The organism is Mangrovibacillus sp. Mu-81, from assembly GCF_036867415.1.
In the GTDB taxonomy this organism is placed as follows: Bacteria; Bacillota; Bacilli; order Bacillales; family Bacillaceae_B; genus Rossellomorea.
Map to the genome: position 1 here is coordinate 365,576 of NZ_JBAJHU010000003.1, position 15,606 is coordinate 381,181.

A 15,606-nucleotide genomic window follows, 5' to 3' on the forward strand; every position below is an offset into this window, starting at 1 on the left:
ATGAACTGGTTAATCAGAAATGCAAGTATCTTTAATGAAAATGGTGAACTGGAGACAATTGACTTGAAGATTCAAGGAAATAAAATCACCGCAATGGGCTCAAATCTGGAAAACGCCGATCATCAGGAATTCCAGGCTGAAGGACGGTTGGTCTCACCGGGATTTGTCGATTTGCATGTGCATTTGAGAGAACCAGGAGGAGAACATAAAGAAACGATAGAAACAGGAACGAAAGCGGCTGCGAAAGGCGGTTTCACGACCATAGCAGCGATGCCCAATACAAGGCCGGTACCGGATTCGGCAGAAACACTGCAGTGCTTAAATGCGAGGATTACTGAAACTGGAAGCATTCGTGTATTACCTTATGCAGCGATAACAGAAAGGCAGACAGGTAAGAAGCTGAATGATCTTTCTGCTTTAAAGAAAAACGGGGCATTTGCATTCACCGATGACGGTGTAGGTGTTCAGTCCGCCGGCATGATGCTTGAAGCGATGAAGGAGGCAGCTGCGATCGATGCATCGATAGTGGCTCACTGTGAAGAAAACACATTGATTAATAAGGGCTCGGTACATGAAGGAACATTCTCGGAAAAACACGATATCGCCGGAATTCCATCTGTGTGTGAAGCCGTACATATAGCACGGGATGTGTTATTGGCTGAAGCGGCAGGCGTTCATTACCATGTATGCCATATATCGACGAAGGAATCTGTAAGAGTGGTACGGGACGCTAAAAAGGCGGGAATCAATGTTACCGCAGAAGTCACACCTCACCATCTTCTGCTGTGTGAGGATGACATTCCCGGACTTGATCCGAATTTCAAGATGAATCCGCCGCTCCGGGGGAAACAGGACAGAGAGGCATTGGTAGAAGGATTGCTGGACGGCACGATTGATTTCATCGCAACCGACCATGCACCTCACACAGAAGCTGAAAAGTCAGAAGGAATGCAGTTGGCACCATTTGGAATCGTCGGTCTCGAAACGGCATTCCCGCTGCTCTATACACACTTTGTTGAAAAAGGGACATTTACACTGAAGCAGTTGATCGATTGGATGACGAGTAAACCAAGCACTGCGTTCAATCTTCCATTTGGACGGCTGGAAGTAGGGGGAGACGCAGATTTAACTCTGATCGATTTGAAAAGGCGGCAAGCAATTGAACCCCGGGGATTCTTATCAAAAGGGAAGAATACCCCATTCAGCGGCTGGGAATGCACGGGCTGGCCGGCAGCTACATTTTATCAAGGATCTCTTGTGTGGAATGAAGGAGGACATGAAGGATGAAAAGACAACTAATTTTGGATGACGGGACAGTTTTCACAGGTGAAGGTTTTGGTGCAAATGAGGAAACTGTCGGGGAAGTTGTATTTAACACAAGTATGACAGGATACCAGGAAATTCTTTCGGATCCATCCTATTGTGGACAGCTGGTAACACTAACGTATCCTTTGGTAGGTAATTATGGCATAAACCGCGATGACTTCGAATCGATCACGCCTGCCATTAAAGCATTCATCGTAAGGGAAGTCGCTGACTTCGCTTCGAACTGGAGAAATGAATCGACATTGGATGAGTTATTGAAAGTAAAAGGGATTCCGGGAATATCGGGGATCGATACAAGGAAGTTGACTCGGATCATCCGGCAGCATGGAGCGATGAAGGGAATTATTTGCTCAGCCGAATCGGACTCGGAGGCTGTCCTTGAAAGACTGCACGACTGTTCATTAAGAACAGATCAAGTCGATCAGGTATCAACGAAAACGGCTTATGCAAGTCCCGGGAGAGGATTTCGAGTAGTCCTGATGGATTTTGGAATGAAACATGGCATATTAAGGGAACTGAATAAACGGAATTGTGATGTGATAGTCGTTCCTTATGATACCTCAGCAGAAGAAATCCGAAGACTGCAGCCCGATGGCATTATGTTGTCAAATGGGCCCGGAGATCCAAAAGACGTGCCTCAGGCAATCGATACCATCAAGACATTGATCGGGGAAATCCCGCTATTCGGAATCTGCCTTGGACATCAATTATTCGCACTTGCATGCGGAGGGGATTCTTTCAAGATGAAATTCGGTCACCGTGGAGCGAACCATCCGGTGAAAGATGTGCAAACAGGGAAAGTAGCATTGACATCTCAAAACCACGGTTATGCAGTAGACGAAAATTCCCTGGCAGGAACAAGGCTAAAAGTCACCCATATAGCCATCAATGATGGAACTGTGGAAGGATTGAAACATCTTGATTATCCCGCATTTACAGTCCAATATCATCCTGAGGCATCACCAGGACCGGAAGATTCAAATTATCTATTCGATGATTTCCTTAAATTAATGGAAGATGAAAAAAGAAAGGAGCTTCAACATGCCTAAACGAACAGACATAAAAAGCATCTTAGTAATTGGAAGCGGACCGATCATCATAGGACAGGCAGCAGAATTCGACTATGCAGGAACCCAGGCCTGTATCGCTCTCAAAGAAGAAGGCTACAGAGTAATTCTGGTCAATTCCAATCCGGCAACGATCATGACAGACGCTGAAATGGCTGACAAAGTATACATTGAGCCGCTGACACTCGAATTTGTGAGCAGGATCATCCGTAAAGAGCGTCCGGATGCAGTTCTCCCGACATTGGGCGGACAAACCGGCTTGAATCTGGCTGTTGAGCTTTCCAAATCCGGGGTTTTAGAAGAGTGTGGAGTTGAAATACTCGGAACAAAACTATCTGCCATTGAAAAAGCGGAAGACCGCGACTTGTTTAGAAGCCTGATGAATGAACTGAATGAACCAGTGCCCCAAAGCGAGATCATCCACAGTGTGGAAGAAGCCTTTCATTTTGTTGACGGAGTAGGCTTCCCGGTCATTGTAAGACCCGCCTATACACTTGGGGGTACAGGCGGAGGAATCTGTCACAATGAAGAAGAACTTATTGAAATCGTGACCTCAGGATTGAAATACAGCCCGGTTACGCAATGTCTACTTGAAAAGAGTATTGCAGGATTCAAGGAAATCGAGTACGAGGTAATGAGAGATGCAGCGGATAATGCGATCGTGGTTTGTAACATGGAAAACATCGATCCCGTTGGAATTCATACAGGTGATTCGATCGTAGTTGCTCCGAGCCAGACATTAAGCGACAGAGAATATCAAATGCTCCGGAACACAAGTTTAAAGATCATCCGAGCGCTGGGAATAGAAGGAGGGTGCAACGTTCAGCTTGCGTTGGATCCCGATAGCTTTCAGTATTACATTATCGAAGTGAACCCAAGGGTGAGCCGCTCATCTGCTCTTGCTTCTAAAGCAACTGGCTATCCGATTGCCAAGCTTGCCGCGAAGATTGCTGTCGGCTTGACATTAGATGAAATGATGAACCCTGTGACCGGGAAAACATACGCAGCGTTTGAACCTGCTCTTGATTATGTTGTAACGAAGATCCCGCGCTGGCCATTTGACAAATTTGAAGCCGCCAAACGCAACCTTGGAACTCAAATGAAAGCAACAGGTGAAGTAATGGCGATCGGCAGGACATTCGAGGAATCCCTGTTGAAGGCAATTCGTTCCCTGGAGAGCAATACGTATCACCTGGAGTTGAGCGATGCTGAGCAGATGACTGATCAATGGATCGAGAAGAGAATTCGTAAAGCGGGGGACGAGCGGCTTTTCTATGTCGGTGAAGCTCTGAGAAGGGGTGTCACGATCGAAACGATACATGACTGGAGTAAGATCGACCTTTTCTTCCTTTATAAAATGAATAGAATTATAGAGTTTGAAAAAGAATTAAGGGATCATCCTTTCAACGGCGACCTGGGATTGAAAGCCAAGCGGCTAGGCTTCTCTGATATCACAGTTGCCAGGCTTTGGGGGAGTTCAGAATATGAAGTCTATCAGTGGAGAACAGAAAATAGTCTGATCCCGGTTTATAAAATGGTCGATACATGTGCTGCCGAGTTTGAATCTGAAACACCTTATTTCTACGGGACATACGAAGATGAAAATGAATCCAGGGTCACGGACAGGGAAAGTGTCATCGTTCTGGGCTCCGGCCCTATACGGATTGGCCAGGGAGTGGAATTTGATTACGCTACCGTTCATTCAGTCTGGGCAATCAAAGAGGCAGGATATGAAGCGATCATTGTGAATAACAATCCTGAAACAGTCTCAACGGACTTCAGTATATCAGACAAGTTATACTTCGAACCGCTTACAGTGGAAGATGTTATGCATATCATCGATTTGGAAAAACCAAAGGGAGTTGTTGTTCAGTTCGGTGGACAAACTGCCATCAACCTGGCTGATGAACTGGTGAGAAGGGGTGTCACGATTCTCGGTACTTCGCTCGAAGATCTGGACCGGGCAGAAAATCGTGACAAATTTGAGCATACTCTCAACCAATTGGGGATCCCTCAGCCAAAGGGGAAAACTGCTGTGTCAGTTGAAGGTGCGCTTGAAATAGCGGAATCAATCGGTTATCCGGTCCTTGTAAGGCCGTCTTATGTGCTCGGCGGCAGAGCGATGGAAATTGTTTATAGAAAAGAAGAACTCCTTCAATACATGGAGAACGCAGTAAAAGTAAACCCGCAGCATCCAGTGCTGATCGATCGTTATTTAATAGGGAAAGAAATTGAAGTGGATGCAATTTCAGATGGAGTTGACGTCGTTGTGCCGGGAATCATGGAGCATATCGAACGGGCCGGCGTCCATTCCGGGGATTCCATCGCTGTGTATCCTCCCCAGCAGCTTACCGGGGAACAGAAAGAAGTATTAGTTGATTACACTACTCGCCTGGCAAAAGGGTTGAATATTATCGGACTGCTTAATATACAATATGTCATCTCAAAAGGTGAGATCTATGTCCTGGAAGTGAATCCGCGCTCAAGCCGGACGGTGCCATTCATCAGTAAAATCACCAATGTCCCGATGGCGAATATGGCAACGAAATCAATCCTTGGAATCTCGCTTAAGGAGCAAGGGTACGAATCAGGATTAGTACCTGAAAAACAGGGAGTATATGTAAAGGTTCCTGTATTCTCCTTCGCGAAACTGAGAAGAGTCGACATCACTTTGGGACCTGAAATGAAATCCACCGGTGAAGTCATGGGGAAAGACCTTACGTTGGAGAAAGCCCTTTACAAAGGTATGGTGGCTGCGGGCATGGAGATGAAAGAGCACGGGTCAGTCCTTATGACGGTTGCGGATAAGGATAAAGATGAAGCGGTACTGCTGGCCAAACGGTTCGTGAACATCGGGTATCAAATTCTTGCAACAAAAGGAACTGCAGAGCAATTGATGAAAGAAGGCATTGCTGTCCGGGAGGTGGATAAGATCGGCTCGGAAGGACCGACACTCCTTGATATTATCCAAAGTGGAGAAACTCAGCTTGTCATCAACACATTGACGAAAGGAAAACAGCCTGCACGCGACGGTTTCAGGATCCGAAGAGAATCAGTGGAAAACGGCGTGCCTTGTCTCACATCGCTGGATACAGCCGAGGCGCTGTTACGGGTGATTGAATCAATGACATTCTCTGCAGAGGCACTTCCGGCTCAGCCTGTGAATAGAAAGGTGGTTCATCAATGATCGTAAATGAACAGATGAAAGTCGTTTCCCATGAAAGAATTGCAGCGAATATCTTTGAGTTAGTCCTGCAAGGTACGTTAGTGAATGAAATCAAAGCGCCTGGACAATTTGTCCACGTGAAAACCGGTACAGGGATTGACCCTTTACTGAGGAGACCGATTTCCATTGCTGCACACAATCATGACAGTCAGACGATGACCTTGATTTATCGTGCAGAAGGAAAGGGAACGAAACTTCTTTCATCAGTCAATATAGGGGAAAGTGTTGATATACTTGGACCTCTGGGGAACGGATTTACGGTTGAAGATGGAGCTGGAAGGACTGCTTTACTTGTAGGCGGGGGGATTGGTGTCCCTCCCCTATACGGTCTTTCCGAAAGGTTGATCGAACACGGCTGGACGGTGAAACACATCCTGGGGTTCCAGGATGTCACTGCCAGTTTTTATGCAGATCATTTCAAAGAGCTGGGTGAAACGTTTGTTGCCACAGTGGATGGTTCTATGGGCACGCGCGGATTTGTCACGGATGTCATCCAATATGAAGAGCTGCAGTTTGATGAATATTATTCATGCGGACCGACACCTATGCTGAAAGCATTACAGAACAAATTAGAAGCGAAAAAAGGCCACATTTCTTTAGAGGAGCGTATGGGCTGCGGGATTGGTGCCTGCTTTGCTTGTGTATGTCACAAGCAGGATGATCCTTTAGGGACAAGCTATGTGAAAATATGCAGTGACGGACCGGTATTTCCAGCAGGGGTGGTGCAATTATGACGAGATTACATGTTGAATTACCAGGGCTGTCGCTGAAAAATCCTATCATGCCGGCTTCAGGCTGTTTTGGGTTTGGGCGTGAATACAGCCAATTCTATGATTTAAGTGAACTTGGAGCTATTATGATAAAAGCAACGACCGATAAGGCGCGCTTTGGAAATCCCACGCCCCGAGTTGCGGAGACAAATGGCGGAATGCTGAACGCAATCGGTCTGCAAAACCCAGGACTTAAAGGGGTTTTGGAAAATGAACTTCCTTGGCTTTCTCAATTCGATGTTCCGATTATTGCTAATGTCGCAGGGGCACAGATGGAAGATTACGTTGAAGTGGCTAAAGAGATCTCTAAAGCCTCCAATGTTAAAGCACTTGAACTGAATATCTCCTGTCCGAATGTTAAAACAGGAGGTATCGCTTTCGGAACTATACCGGAAGTAGCACAGGAGTTGACGAAAAGGGTTAAACATGTGTCAGATGTTCCGCTTTATGTAAAGCTGTCACCTAATGTATCTGACATAGTGGAAATGGCCAAAGCGGTTGAGGCTGGCGGTGCGGACGGACTGACGATGATCAACACTCTCCTAGGAATGAGACTGGATATGAAGACCGGAAAGCCTGTCCTCGCCAATAAAACCGGAGGCTTGTCAGGACCAGCCATCAAACCGGTAGCGATCCGTATGATTTATGAAGTAAGTCAGGCGGTGGAGCTTCCTATTATCGGAATGGGCGGCATTCAGAGCGCTGAAGACGTCATTGAATATTTTTACGCAGGTGCCAGTGCCGTTGCTGTCGGCACTGCAAACTTCACAGACCCATTTGTGTGTCAAAGAATCATAAATAAGTTACCGGAATTACTTGATGAATTGGGTGCAGATCATATATCTGAACTCACAGGAAGGAGCTGGGGGAAGAATGAATCGAAAACCATTTATAGCTCTTGATTTTGCGACATGGGAAGAAACTTCTTTATTTCTGGACTTGTTCACTGAAAGTTTAAATGTAAAAGTGGGCATGGAATTATATCTTCAAAACGGACCTGCGATCATCGAAAAGCTTCTGGATAAAGATCACCGCATATTTTTAGATTTGAAACTTCACGACATTCCGAATACTGTGTTTGGGGCTGTTAAGGGACTTGCTCAATACGACCTTGATCTTCTGAACGTGCATGCTGCTGGAGGCAGAATGATGATGGAAAGAGCTATGGAAGCGCTGCATGCCGCCGGTTCTTCAACCAAACAGTCCCGCACAAAATGTATTGCAGTGACTCAATTAACGTCAACGACAGAATCTCAGATGCAAAATGAACAACTGATTCAGCATTCCATCAATGAGTCTGTCATACACTATGCTTCACTTGCCAGGGAAGCAGGACTTGATGGAGTCGTTTGCTCACCGCATGAAGCAGCCTTGGTACGTGAGGAGTGCGGCGAAGATTTTCTGAGAGTGACACCGGGAATCAGACTAAAGAATGATGATAAAGGGGATCAACAAAGAATTACCACCCCGAAAAAAGCGAAAGAGTCTGGTTCTTCCTTGATCGTTGTGGGAAGAAGCATAACAAAAGCGGCAGATCCGGTACGAGCATATGAAAAAGTGGTAAACGAATGGGAGGGTCTTTAATGAAAAGGGTAATTGCCAAAGAATTATTAGATATAGGAGCAGTATTTCTAAATCCCGGGAAACCATTTACCTGGTCGTCGGGGATCAAGTCGCCGATTTATTGTGACAACCGATTGACCATGTCGTATCCTGCAGTGCGAAATAACATTTCAAGTGGTCTGGCTGAGATCATCATGAAGCACTTTCCTGACGCTGAAGTGATAGCCGGGACAGCGACAGCGGGGATCCCCCATGCAGCATGGGTAAGTGAAAAATTGAACCTGCCCATGTGCTATGTCCGTTCCAAAGCGAAAGCACATGGAAAAGGAAATCAAATAGAAGGAAAGGTTACTGCCGGTCAAAAAGTGGTCGTGATAGAAGACCTGATTTCTACAGGGGGAAGTTGTATAACTGCTGTAGAAGCATTGAAAGAAGCAGGATGTGACGTACTCGGAGTCGCAGCGATCTTCACATATGAACTCGAACAAGGTAAGAGGATGCTGGAAAAACATAATATATCGGCCTATACGCTATCTGATTACTCGAGTTTATTGGATGCAGCAGTAGAGAACGGGATTGTTCAAGAGGAAGAAATAGAACAATTGAAAAAGTGGAGGGAAAATCCGGAAGATTGGAACGTATAGAACGAAGCAACTCGCAATTGCAATTGGGCTGTTCCTGTTTGAGGGTAAATGTTACCGGACGGTCGTTTAAAAGCACATTCGCAGAATGAATCTGGAATGTGCTTCAATTTTTGTTTAATTCAATTTTTAAGTGAACGCACCAAGTCAAGGTCAGGTGTTACATACACCGTCTGCTGTCCATCATAAATAACAAAACCAGGTTTGGCACCTTTAGGTTTTTTTACCTGTCTGACAATCGTGAAATCAACCGGAACTGAACCTGATTCCCTTGCCTTGCTGAAGTATGCTGCGATGTTGGCAGCTTCTTTAATGGTCCGGTCTGTTGGGTCGCTGCTTTTGATGACCACATGAGAGCCTGGTATATCTTTCGTGTGAAGCCAAATGTCGTCTTTAGAGGCAGCTTTATTTGTTAAATAATCATTCTGTTTATTATTTTTTCCTACTAAGATCTGTGTACCGTCGCTTGAAGTGTAGCTTTCAAGAACGGGCTTGACATTCATTTTTTTCTTTTTTGACTGTTTCCGGGCTCTAAGATAACCCTCTTCTTCCAATTCTTCGCGTATTTCCTCTACATCCTTTGTGGAGGCAGTGTCCAGCTGCTGCATTAATTGCTCCAGGTAGACAATTTCTTCTTCTGCCTTTTCAATCTGTTCGCGTACAACCTCAAACGCATTTTTTGCTTTTTGGTAACGCGAGAAATAGTGTTGTGCATTCTCAGAAGGCGATTTCTGAGGATTCAGAGGAATGGTTATGCTCCCCCCATCCTCATCATAGTAGTTCATGACACTTATCTCATTCATACCTCTATCCACTGCATATAAATTTGATGTAAGGAGTTCTCCCAATAGCTGAAAACGATCAGCCTGCCGGGCATCTTCCAGTGTTTGTTTTAGTTTCTCGATTTTATTTACGTTTTTATCCCTTTCGTTCCGAATAAACCGCTCCAGATCATTGCCCTGTTGCTTCACCCGGTCTCTTGCGGCTTTTTGGTAAAAGAAGCGGTCCAGTAATTCACTCAGGGAGGGAAATGAAAGTTTTTCTCCCTCTTCATGCTCAATGTCGAACCAGTAGAAGCTCTCCTTTTCACCTAACGTGAGAGTGGGTGATATCCGATTTTCCCTCGCAAGCGAAATCAGTCCAAGGAATGAATGTGCAACGGCTGTTTGTTTTCCAAGACCTGCACGATGGAGGACTTCTTTAGCAAATAAGGGAGAGATACCTGAGAATGCCTGGACAATCTGTTTATCCAATTTGCCAGAATTGAAATCCAATGCCCTGAGCACATCTTCTTCCGATGCTTCAATGGGATTCCGCTTATCCTGCTGCGGAGGAAGAATATACTCATGTCCCGGCAATACGGTACGGTGAGTATTCATGCTAGGGGAAATATGTTTGATGCTGTCCAGGATCATATTTCTTTCTTTATCGATTAATATGATATTGCTGTGTCTGCCCATCACTTCGATGATGAGCTGCTTATAAGAAATATCGCCTATTTCATTCCTGCCTTTTACCTCGAATATAATCATGCGGTCGAGTCCCGATTGTTTGATATCTTCAATTATATATCCTTCCAGATGCTTGCGAAGAAGCATGCAGAACATCGGCGGGACTGAAGGATTCTCGTAATCTTCCTTCGTTAACTGCACTCTTGAATAACTCGGGTGGGCAGATAAGAGCAGTTTATGGTTTTTTCCATTCGCCCGGATGATCAGCATAATTTCATTTTTGTATGGCTGATGAATCTTATTGATCCTGCCGTTCATTACCTTATCCTTCAACTCTAAAGTCATAGCTTTAGTAAACAATCCATCAAATGACATAACCAACATCCTCTTCAAAACGTATTTTATTGAAATTTATTTGTATTTTTATAAAAAAAAATCGTTGACCGTTTCTTCCCGCTCCAGGCACTTGCTACCGAGGGAGGAAAACAACAGCGGTGTATTAAATAGAAACATTGATTGAACCATCAGCAAAGCTTAATTACCCAAAACATATTTAAATCATATCATTTTTTGGGACGAGTCTGAATAAGAATGCTAAGAGAAGAACAACTTTTCGTTATCGTAGGAGGAGAGTGAAATGGTTCCATGAAATTTCATGAGATGAGACAGGAAGATATAGAAAAGTCATTAAATACCGATTATCACAACGGACTGACAGCAAAAGACATATCCGAAAGAAGAAAACAATTCGGATATAATCAGCTGGAGGAAGCAGAAAAGCAATCAATTCTGTTATTATTCTTCAGCCAATTTAAAGATTTCATGGTCCTTGTTTTGCTCGCTGCTACACTTATTTCCGGATTATTGGGAGAGTATATCGATGCAATAGCGATAATTGCCATCGTCCTCATAAACGGATTTCTTGGATTCTTCCAGGAAAGAAAAGCCGAAAAGTCACTTCAGGCACTCAAGGAGCTGTCAGCACCGCAAGTCTCGGTACTGAGAGATGGAAGCTGGATGAAAATCCCTTCCAGGGAAGTCATTGTTGGAGATATCATCCGGTTTGTTAGCGGAGATCGTATCGGAGCGGATGTCCGGTTGATCGAATGCAACAACTTAGAAATAGAAGAATCTGCATTGACAGGTGAATCAGTCCCGGTCACGAAATCGACTGCTCCTGTCATCGGAGATCATAACAGTCTCGGAGATTTGGAAAACATGGCATTCATGGGAACGATGATCACGAGGGGGAATGGGGTCGGCGTCGTAACAGCCATCGGGATGAAGACAGCGATGGGACAAATTGCGGATATGCTGCAAAAAGCGGAAACAATGATTACGCCGCTCCAAAGAAGGCTCGAGGAGTTGGGTAAAATCCTCATAACAGTTGCCCTGATCCTAACAGCTCTTGTAGTGGGTGTCGGTGTTATCCAGGGCCATGACATCTATACTATGTTCTTAGCTGGAGTGTCACTAGCTGTTGCTGCTATTCCTGAAGGGCTTCCTGCCATCGTTACGGTTGCGCTTTCACTTGGCGTACAGAGAATGATCAAAAAGAAGGCAATTGTCAGGAAACTGCCAGCTGTGGAGACACTGGGTTGTGCATCGGTCATATGCTCCGATAAAACCGGTACACTGACCCAGAATAAGATGACCGTCACTCAATTATGGAGCGGTGGAAGAAACTGGTCCGTGACGGGAACCGGATATGAGCCGGATGGCCAATTTTACAGCGGCGAAGAAAGGGTTTCTCCGCACAGCCAAAAAGCACTTAATCAATTACTGACATTCGGAATGCTGTGTAATCACGCTGAGCTTGTCACCCGGGGAAATACCTTCGCGGTGGACGGAGATCCAACTGAAGGAGCTCTATTGGTAGCTGGTATAAAAGCAGGATTGCAAAGGGATTCTTTATTGCAAAAATTTCAAATTGTGAAGGAATTTCCTTTCGACTCTACGAGAAAAATGATGAGCGTCGTCGTCGTTGATCAACACGGAAAGCAATTTTCAGTGACAAAAGGTGCGCCTGATGTATTGGCAGCCAAGAGTGAATCTATTCTATGGGAAGATAAGCTGCAAATGAAGACCAGGGAATTATCTCAGAAGGTAGAGGGTGCGATCAGCGAAATGGCTTCCAACGCCCTCAGGAATATTGCCATAGCATTCAAGCCGCTACAAGGGGCAAAAGTCGAATCATTGAATGAAAAAGATGTGGAGGAAGGGGTCACATTCATCGGGCTGCAAGGAATGATCGATCCTCCTCGGCCGGAAGTCAAACAAGCAGTAAGGGAGTGTAAGGCTGCAGGCATCAAAACCGTCATGATTACTGGCGATCATGTCCTGACCGCTAAAGCAATCGCCGGGCAATTAGGCATATTGAAAAGGAATGACAAAGTACTCGATGGAAAAGCGTTAAATGAAATGGAAGTCGAAGAACTCCAGGACGTGGTAGAAGAAGTCACTGTCTTTGCGAGAGTGTCCCCCGAACATAAATTAAAAATCGTAAAAGCATTGCAGAACAGGGGGCATGTTGTAGCGATGACGGGTGATGGCGTGAATGATGCGCCAGCCATCAAGACGGCTGATATCGGAGTGGCAATGGGGATAACAGGCACAGATGTTGCCAAGGAGTCTTCTTCCCTGGTCCTGCTGGATGATAACTTTGCATCCATTAAATCCGCCATTCAGGAAGGGCGCAATATTTACGAAAATATCCGGAAATTCATCAGATACCTGCTTGCATCCAATGTAGGGGAGATCCTTGTCATGTTATTTGCGATGCTGCTTGCACTGCCGCTTCCACTTGTTCCGATCCAGATCCTTTGGGTCAACCTCGTCACCGATGGCCTTCCCGCTATGGCGTTGGGACTTGATAAGCCTGAAGATGATGTGATGAAGAGAAAGCCGAGAAATATGAGTGAGGGTGTTTTTGCAAGAGGACTGGGCTGGAAAGTCGTTTCCCGGGGGTTCCTGATTGGAATCGCCACCCTGCTCGCTTTCATGCTGGCATACAAAGCACACCCTGATCATCTTGCTTACGCTCAGACAGTTGCCTTCGCCACTCTTGTCATGGCTCAATTGATACATGTGTTTGACTGCCGCAGTGAAGTGTCAGTATTCTCGAGAAATCCGTTTGGAAATATGTATCTTGTTTGGTCAGTCATTTCATCCCTGATTTTGATGCTCTTGGTCATTTACATTCCTGCCCTGCAGCCGATCTTCCATACGGTGCCGATCGCACTGAAGGACTGGATATTGATCATCGGTTTAAGCTCTGTTCCGACCTTTTTACTGGCAGGCTCATTTTTTGCAAGAAAAAAATAGTTAAATGTGGTATAATCCAAAAGGTAATAGAGTTTTGTCCTCTATTACCTTTTTCATATATTCCGACCATTCATCTTCTATGATAACTGGCTTGTACCGTCTTAAATGAATGCCGGGAGTCTCTATACATAATCGAACAACATTACATACACTAATATACATATAGATTGGAAGTGATCGTAATGGTTGTCAGCATGACAGGCTTTGGAAGAAGTAAGATAGATTCAGGACTACATACCATAACAGTCGAAATGAAATCGGTGAATCATAGATTCCATGAATGCACCATAAGGCTTCCCCGGCAGCTGATGAAGCTGGAAGATAAAATCAAGAAGCAGGTTTCTGGATTTATCAAAAGAGGGAAAGTGGATATTTTCATCACCATTACCGGAGAAGGACTGGTTCATCGAAACCTGCATATTGACTGGAAGCTCATTCGAGATTATTATCAGTTAGTACATGAAATTAACGACCGCTTTTCCTTGAAGGGTGAAATTGAGTTAAATCAATTATTATCCAGGGAAGAGTTCATCACGATTGATGAACTGGAAGAAGAAAACGAAGAACTTGACCGTTTGGTCTTACAAGCAGTTGCACAAGCTGCCAATGAGTTAAAGGATATGAGGATGAAGGAAGGAGAAGCCTTGAAAGAGGATTTCCTGACCCACTTGAATCATTTCAAACAAAAAGTTTCTGAGTTGATCAGTTTTGCACCGCACGTTGTCACTCAATATAGGGAAAAGCTTAGAAAGAAGATGATGGAGTACAGTGATGGTGCAATTGATGATAACCGTTTATTGAATGAAGTGGCCATCATGGCTGATAAATCAGATATTACGGAAGAGTTAACCCGTCTGAACAGCCACATCCTTTACTTTAACTCCACATTGAACAGCGGTGAACCCGTTGGACGAAAGCTGGATTTTATGATTCAGGAAATGAATCGCGAAGTAAATACCATCGGCTCGAAAGCGAATGATTCAAGGATCACCACTTTGGTGGTTGAGTTGAAGTCCACGCTTGAAAAGCTTAGGGAACAAGTACAAAATGTCGAATAAGAAGTTTAGTTTATTCCCAATACGGAGAAACTAAGCTATTGATTAGGAGGAGCGTCATGTCTATTAAGCTCATCAATATAGGATTTGGAAATATTGTATCAGCGAACCGGATCATCTCGATAGTAAGTCCTGAATCGGCACCCATCAAACGATTGATTCAAGATGCAAGGGACCGGGGTACTTTAGTGGATGCTACATATGGAAGAAGAACACGCGCAGTCATCATAACGGATAGTGATCATGTGATATTGTCAGCTGTTCAACCAGAGACCGTTGCTCATCGGTTAACGGATAAAGAGGATTTGCAAGAGGAAGGGCAGGGTAAATAAATGAATGAAAAAGGGTTGCTCATCGTACTTTCCGGTCCTTCTGGAGTAGGGAAAGGAACAGTGCGTAAAGCGATTTTTTCCCAAGAAGATACGAAATTTGAGTATTCCATTTCGATGACCACGCGCATGCCGCGGGAGGGTGAAGTGGATGGAGTTGATTATTTCTTTAAATCAAGAGAGGAATTTGAAGAACTCATCGGTAAGGGCAAGCTGCTTGAATATGCGGAATTTGTAGGGAACTATTACGGTACTCCTGTCGACTATGTCCGTGAAACAATCAACAATGGTAAAGATGTCTTCCTTGAAATTGAAGTTCAGGGCGCTCAGCAGGTTCGAGATAAGTTCCCTGAAGGATTATTCATCTTCCTGGCGCCGCCAAGCCTGTCGGAACTGCAGAACCGCCTGGTAACCAGGGGCACTGAAACAAATGAAGTCATACAGGGAAGATTGAACACGGCAAGAAAAGAAATTGAAATGATGAATCTGTATGATTATATCGTAGAGAATGACAAAATCGAAAATGCTGTTGAAAAAATCAACTCGATCGTGCAGGCTGAACATTGCAAAAGAGAAAAAGTTCAACAACGATATATTAAAATGCTGGAGGTTGAATAGATGTTATACCCATCCATTGACTCATTAATGAAAAAGATAGATTCTAAATATTCTTTAGTAAGCATCGCTGCAAAGCGAGCAAGAAATCTTCAGGATACCGGGGATTTCCGTTTGAACAAATATGCTTCACAAAAGTTTGTCGGCAAAGCGCTTGAAGAAATTCACTCAGGTCAATTATCCATGAAAGAAAGAGATGAAAAAGCTGTTTATTCCGATGAGTAATATCGGCATTTCTT

Annotated in this window: 13 protein-coding genes; 12 read left to right on the forward strand and 1 reads right to left on the reverse strand. The window is 44.6% G+C overall.

All coding sequences use genetic code 11. The features are described from left to right. From V6B33_RS09000 to pyrE, 7 genes are read left to right on the forward strand one after another with little or no spacing between them, the layout of a single operon-like run. Window positions 1–1,287, forward strand: a complete 1,287-nt coding sequence (locus V6B33_RS09000; protein WP_334217418.1) for a dihydroorotase — start codon at window positions 1–3, stop codon at window positions 1,285–1,287. Beyond that, the gene (locus V6B33_RS09005; protein ID WP_334217419.1) at window positions 1,284–2,375 is read left to right on the forward strand and encodes a carbamoyl phosphate synthase small subunit; all 1,092 of its coding nucleotides are present in this window, start codon (window positions 1,284–1,286) and stop codon (window positions 2,373–2,375) included. Before V6B33_RS09000 ends, V6B33_RS09005 begins: the two co-directional genes overlap by 4 nt. Next, window positions 2,368–5,580, forward strand: a complete 3,213-nt coding sequence (gene carB / locus V6B33_RS09010; RefSeq protein ID WP_334217420.1) for a carbamoyl-phosphate synthase large subunit — start codon at window positions 2,368–2,370, stop codon at window positions 5,578–5,580. Before V6B33_RS09005 ends, carB begins: the two co-directional genes overlap by 8 nt. Further along, window positions 5,577–6,353 carry a dihydroorotate dehydrogenase electron transfer subunit gene (locus tag V6B33_RS09015; RefSeq protein ID WP_334217421.1) on the forward strand — a complete coding sequence of 259 codons (777 nt, stop codon included), beginning with the start codon at window positions 5,577–5,579 and terminating at the stop codon, window positions 6,351–6,353. Before carB ends, V6B33_RS09015 begins: the two co-directional genes overlap by 4 nt. Next, on the forward strand, window positions 6,350–7,291 hold the full coding sequence (locus V6B33_RS09020) for a dihydroorotate dehydrogenase (RefSeq protein WP_334217422.1): 942 nt from the start codon (window positions 6,350–6,352) through the stop codon (window positions 7,289–7,291). The genes V6B33_RS09015 and V6B33_RS09020 overlap by 4 nt, the downstream gene beginning before the upstream one ends. Further along, complete coding sequence (pyrF, locus tag V6B33_RS09025; RefSeq protein ID WP_334217423.1) at window positions 7,263–7,973, forward strand: orotidine-5'-phosphate decarboxylase; 711 nt, start codon at window positions 7,263–7,265, stop codon at window positions 7,971–7,973. Before V6B33_RS09020 ends, pyrF begins: the two co-directional genes overlap by 29 nt. After that, window positions 7,973–8,596 (forward strand): orotate phosphoribosyltransferase, encoded by a 624-nt coding sequence (gene pyrE / locus V6B33_RS09030; protein WP_334217424.1) that lies wholly within the window; start codon window positions 7,973–7,975, stop codon window positions 8,594–8,596. The genes pyrF and pyrE overlap by 1 nt, the downstream gene beginning before the upstream one ends. A gap of 119 nt (window positions 8,597–8,715) precedes the next feature. Here pyrE and V6B33_RS09035 read toward each other — a convergent pair whose 3' ends face one another. Beyond that, window positions 8,716–10,419, reverse strand: a complete 1,704-nt coding sequence (locus V6B33_RS09035; protein ID WP_334217425.1) for an Rqc2 family fibronectin-binding protein — start codon at window positions 10,417–10,419, stop codon at window positions 8,716–8,718. 270 nt (window positions 10,420–10,689) lie between these two features. On the opposite strand from V6B33_RS09035, the gene V6B33_RS09040 reads away from it, so the two are divergent. From V6B33_RS09040 to rpoZ, 5 genes are all read left to right on the forward strand, one after another. Beyond that, entirely contained in the window at window positions 10,690–13,368 is a 2,679-nt protein-coding gene (locus V6B33_RS09040; RefSeq protein WP_334217426.1) for a cation-translocating P-type ATPase, read from the forward strand. A gap of 182 nt (window positions 13,369–13,550) precedes the next feature. Further along, entirely contained in the window at window positions 13,551–14,426 is an 876-nt protein-coding gene (locus V6B33_RS09045) for a YicC/YloC family endoribonuclease (protein ID WP_334217427.1), read from the forward strand. Window positions 14,427–14,482: 56 nt separating this feature from the next. Beyond that, window positions 14,483–14,755: an extracellular matrix/biofilm regulator RemA gene (gene remA / locus V6B33_RS09050; RefSeq protein WP_172248446.1), complete on the forward strand. Its 273-nt coding sequence runs from the start codon at window positions 14,483–14,485 to the stop codon at window positions 14,753–14,755. Beyond that, window positions 14,756–15,370: a guanylate kinase gene (gene gmk, locus V6B33_RS09055; protein WP_334217428.1), complete on the forward strand. Its 615-nt coding sequence runs from the start codon at window positions 14,756–14,758 to the stop codon at window positions 15,368–15,370. After that, window positions 15,371–15,592: a DNA-directed RNA polymerase subunit omega gene (rpoZ, locus tag V6B33_RS09060; protein WP_172248444.1), complete on the forward strand. Its 222-nt coding sequence runs from the start codon at window positions 15,371–15,373 to the stop codon at window positions 15,590–15,592. It abuts the gene before it with no gap. Window positions 15,593–15,606: the final 14 nt, after the last annotated feature.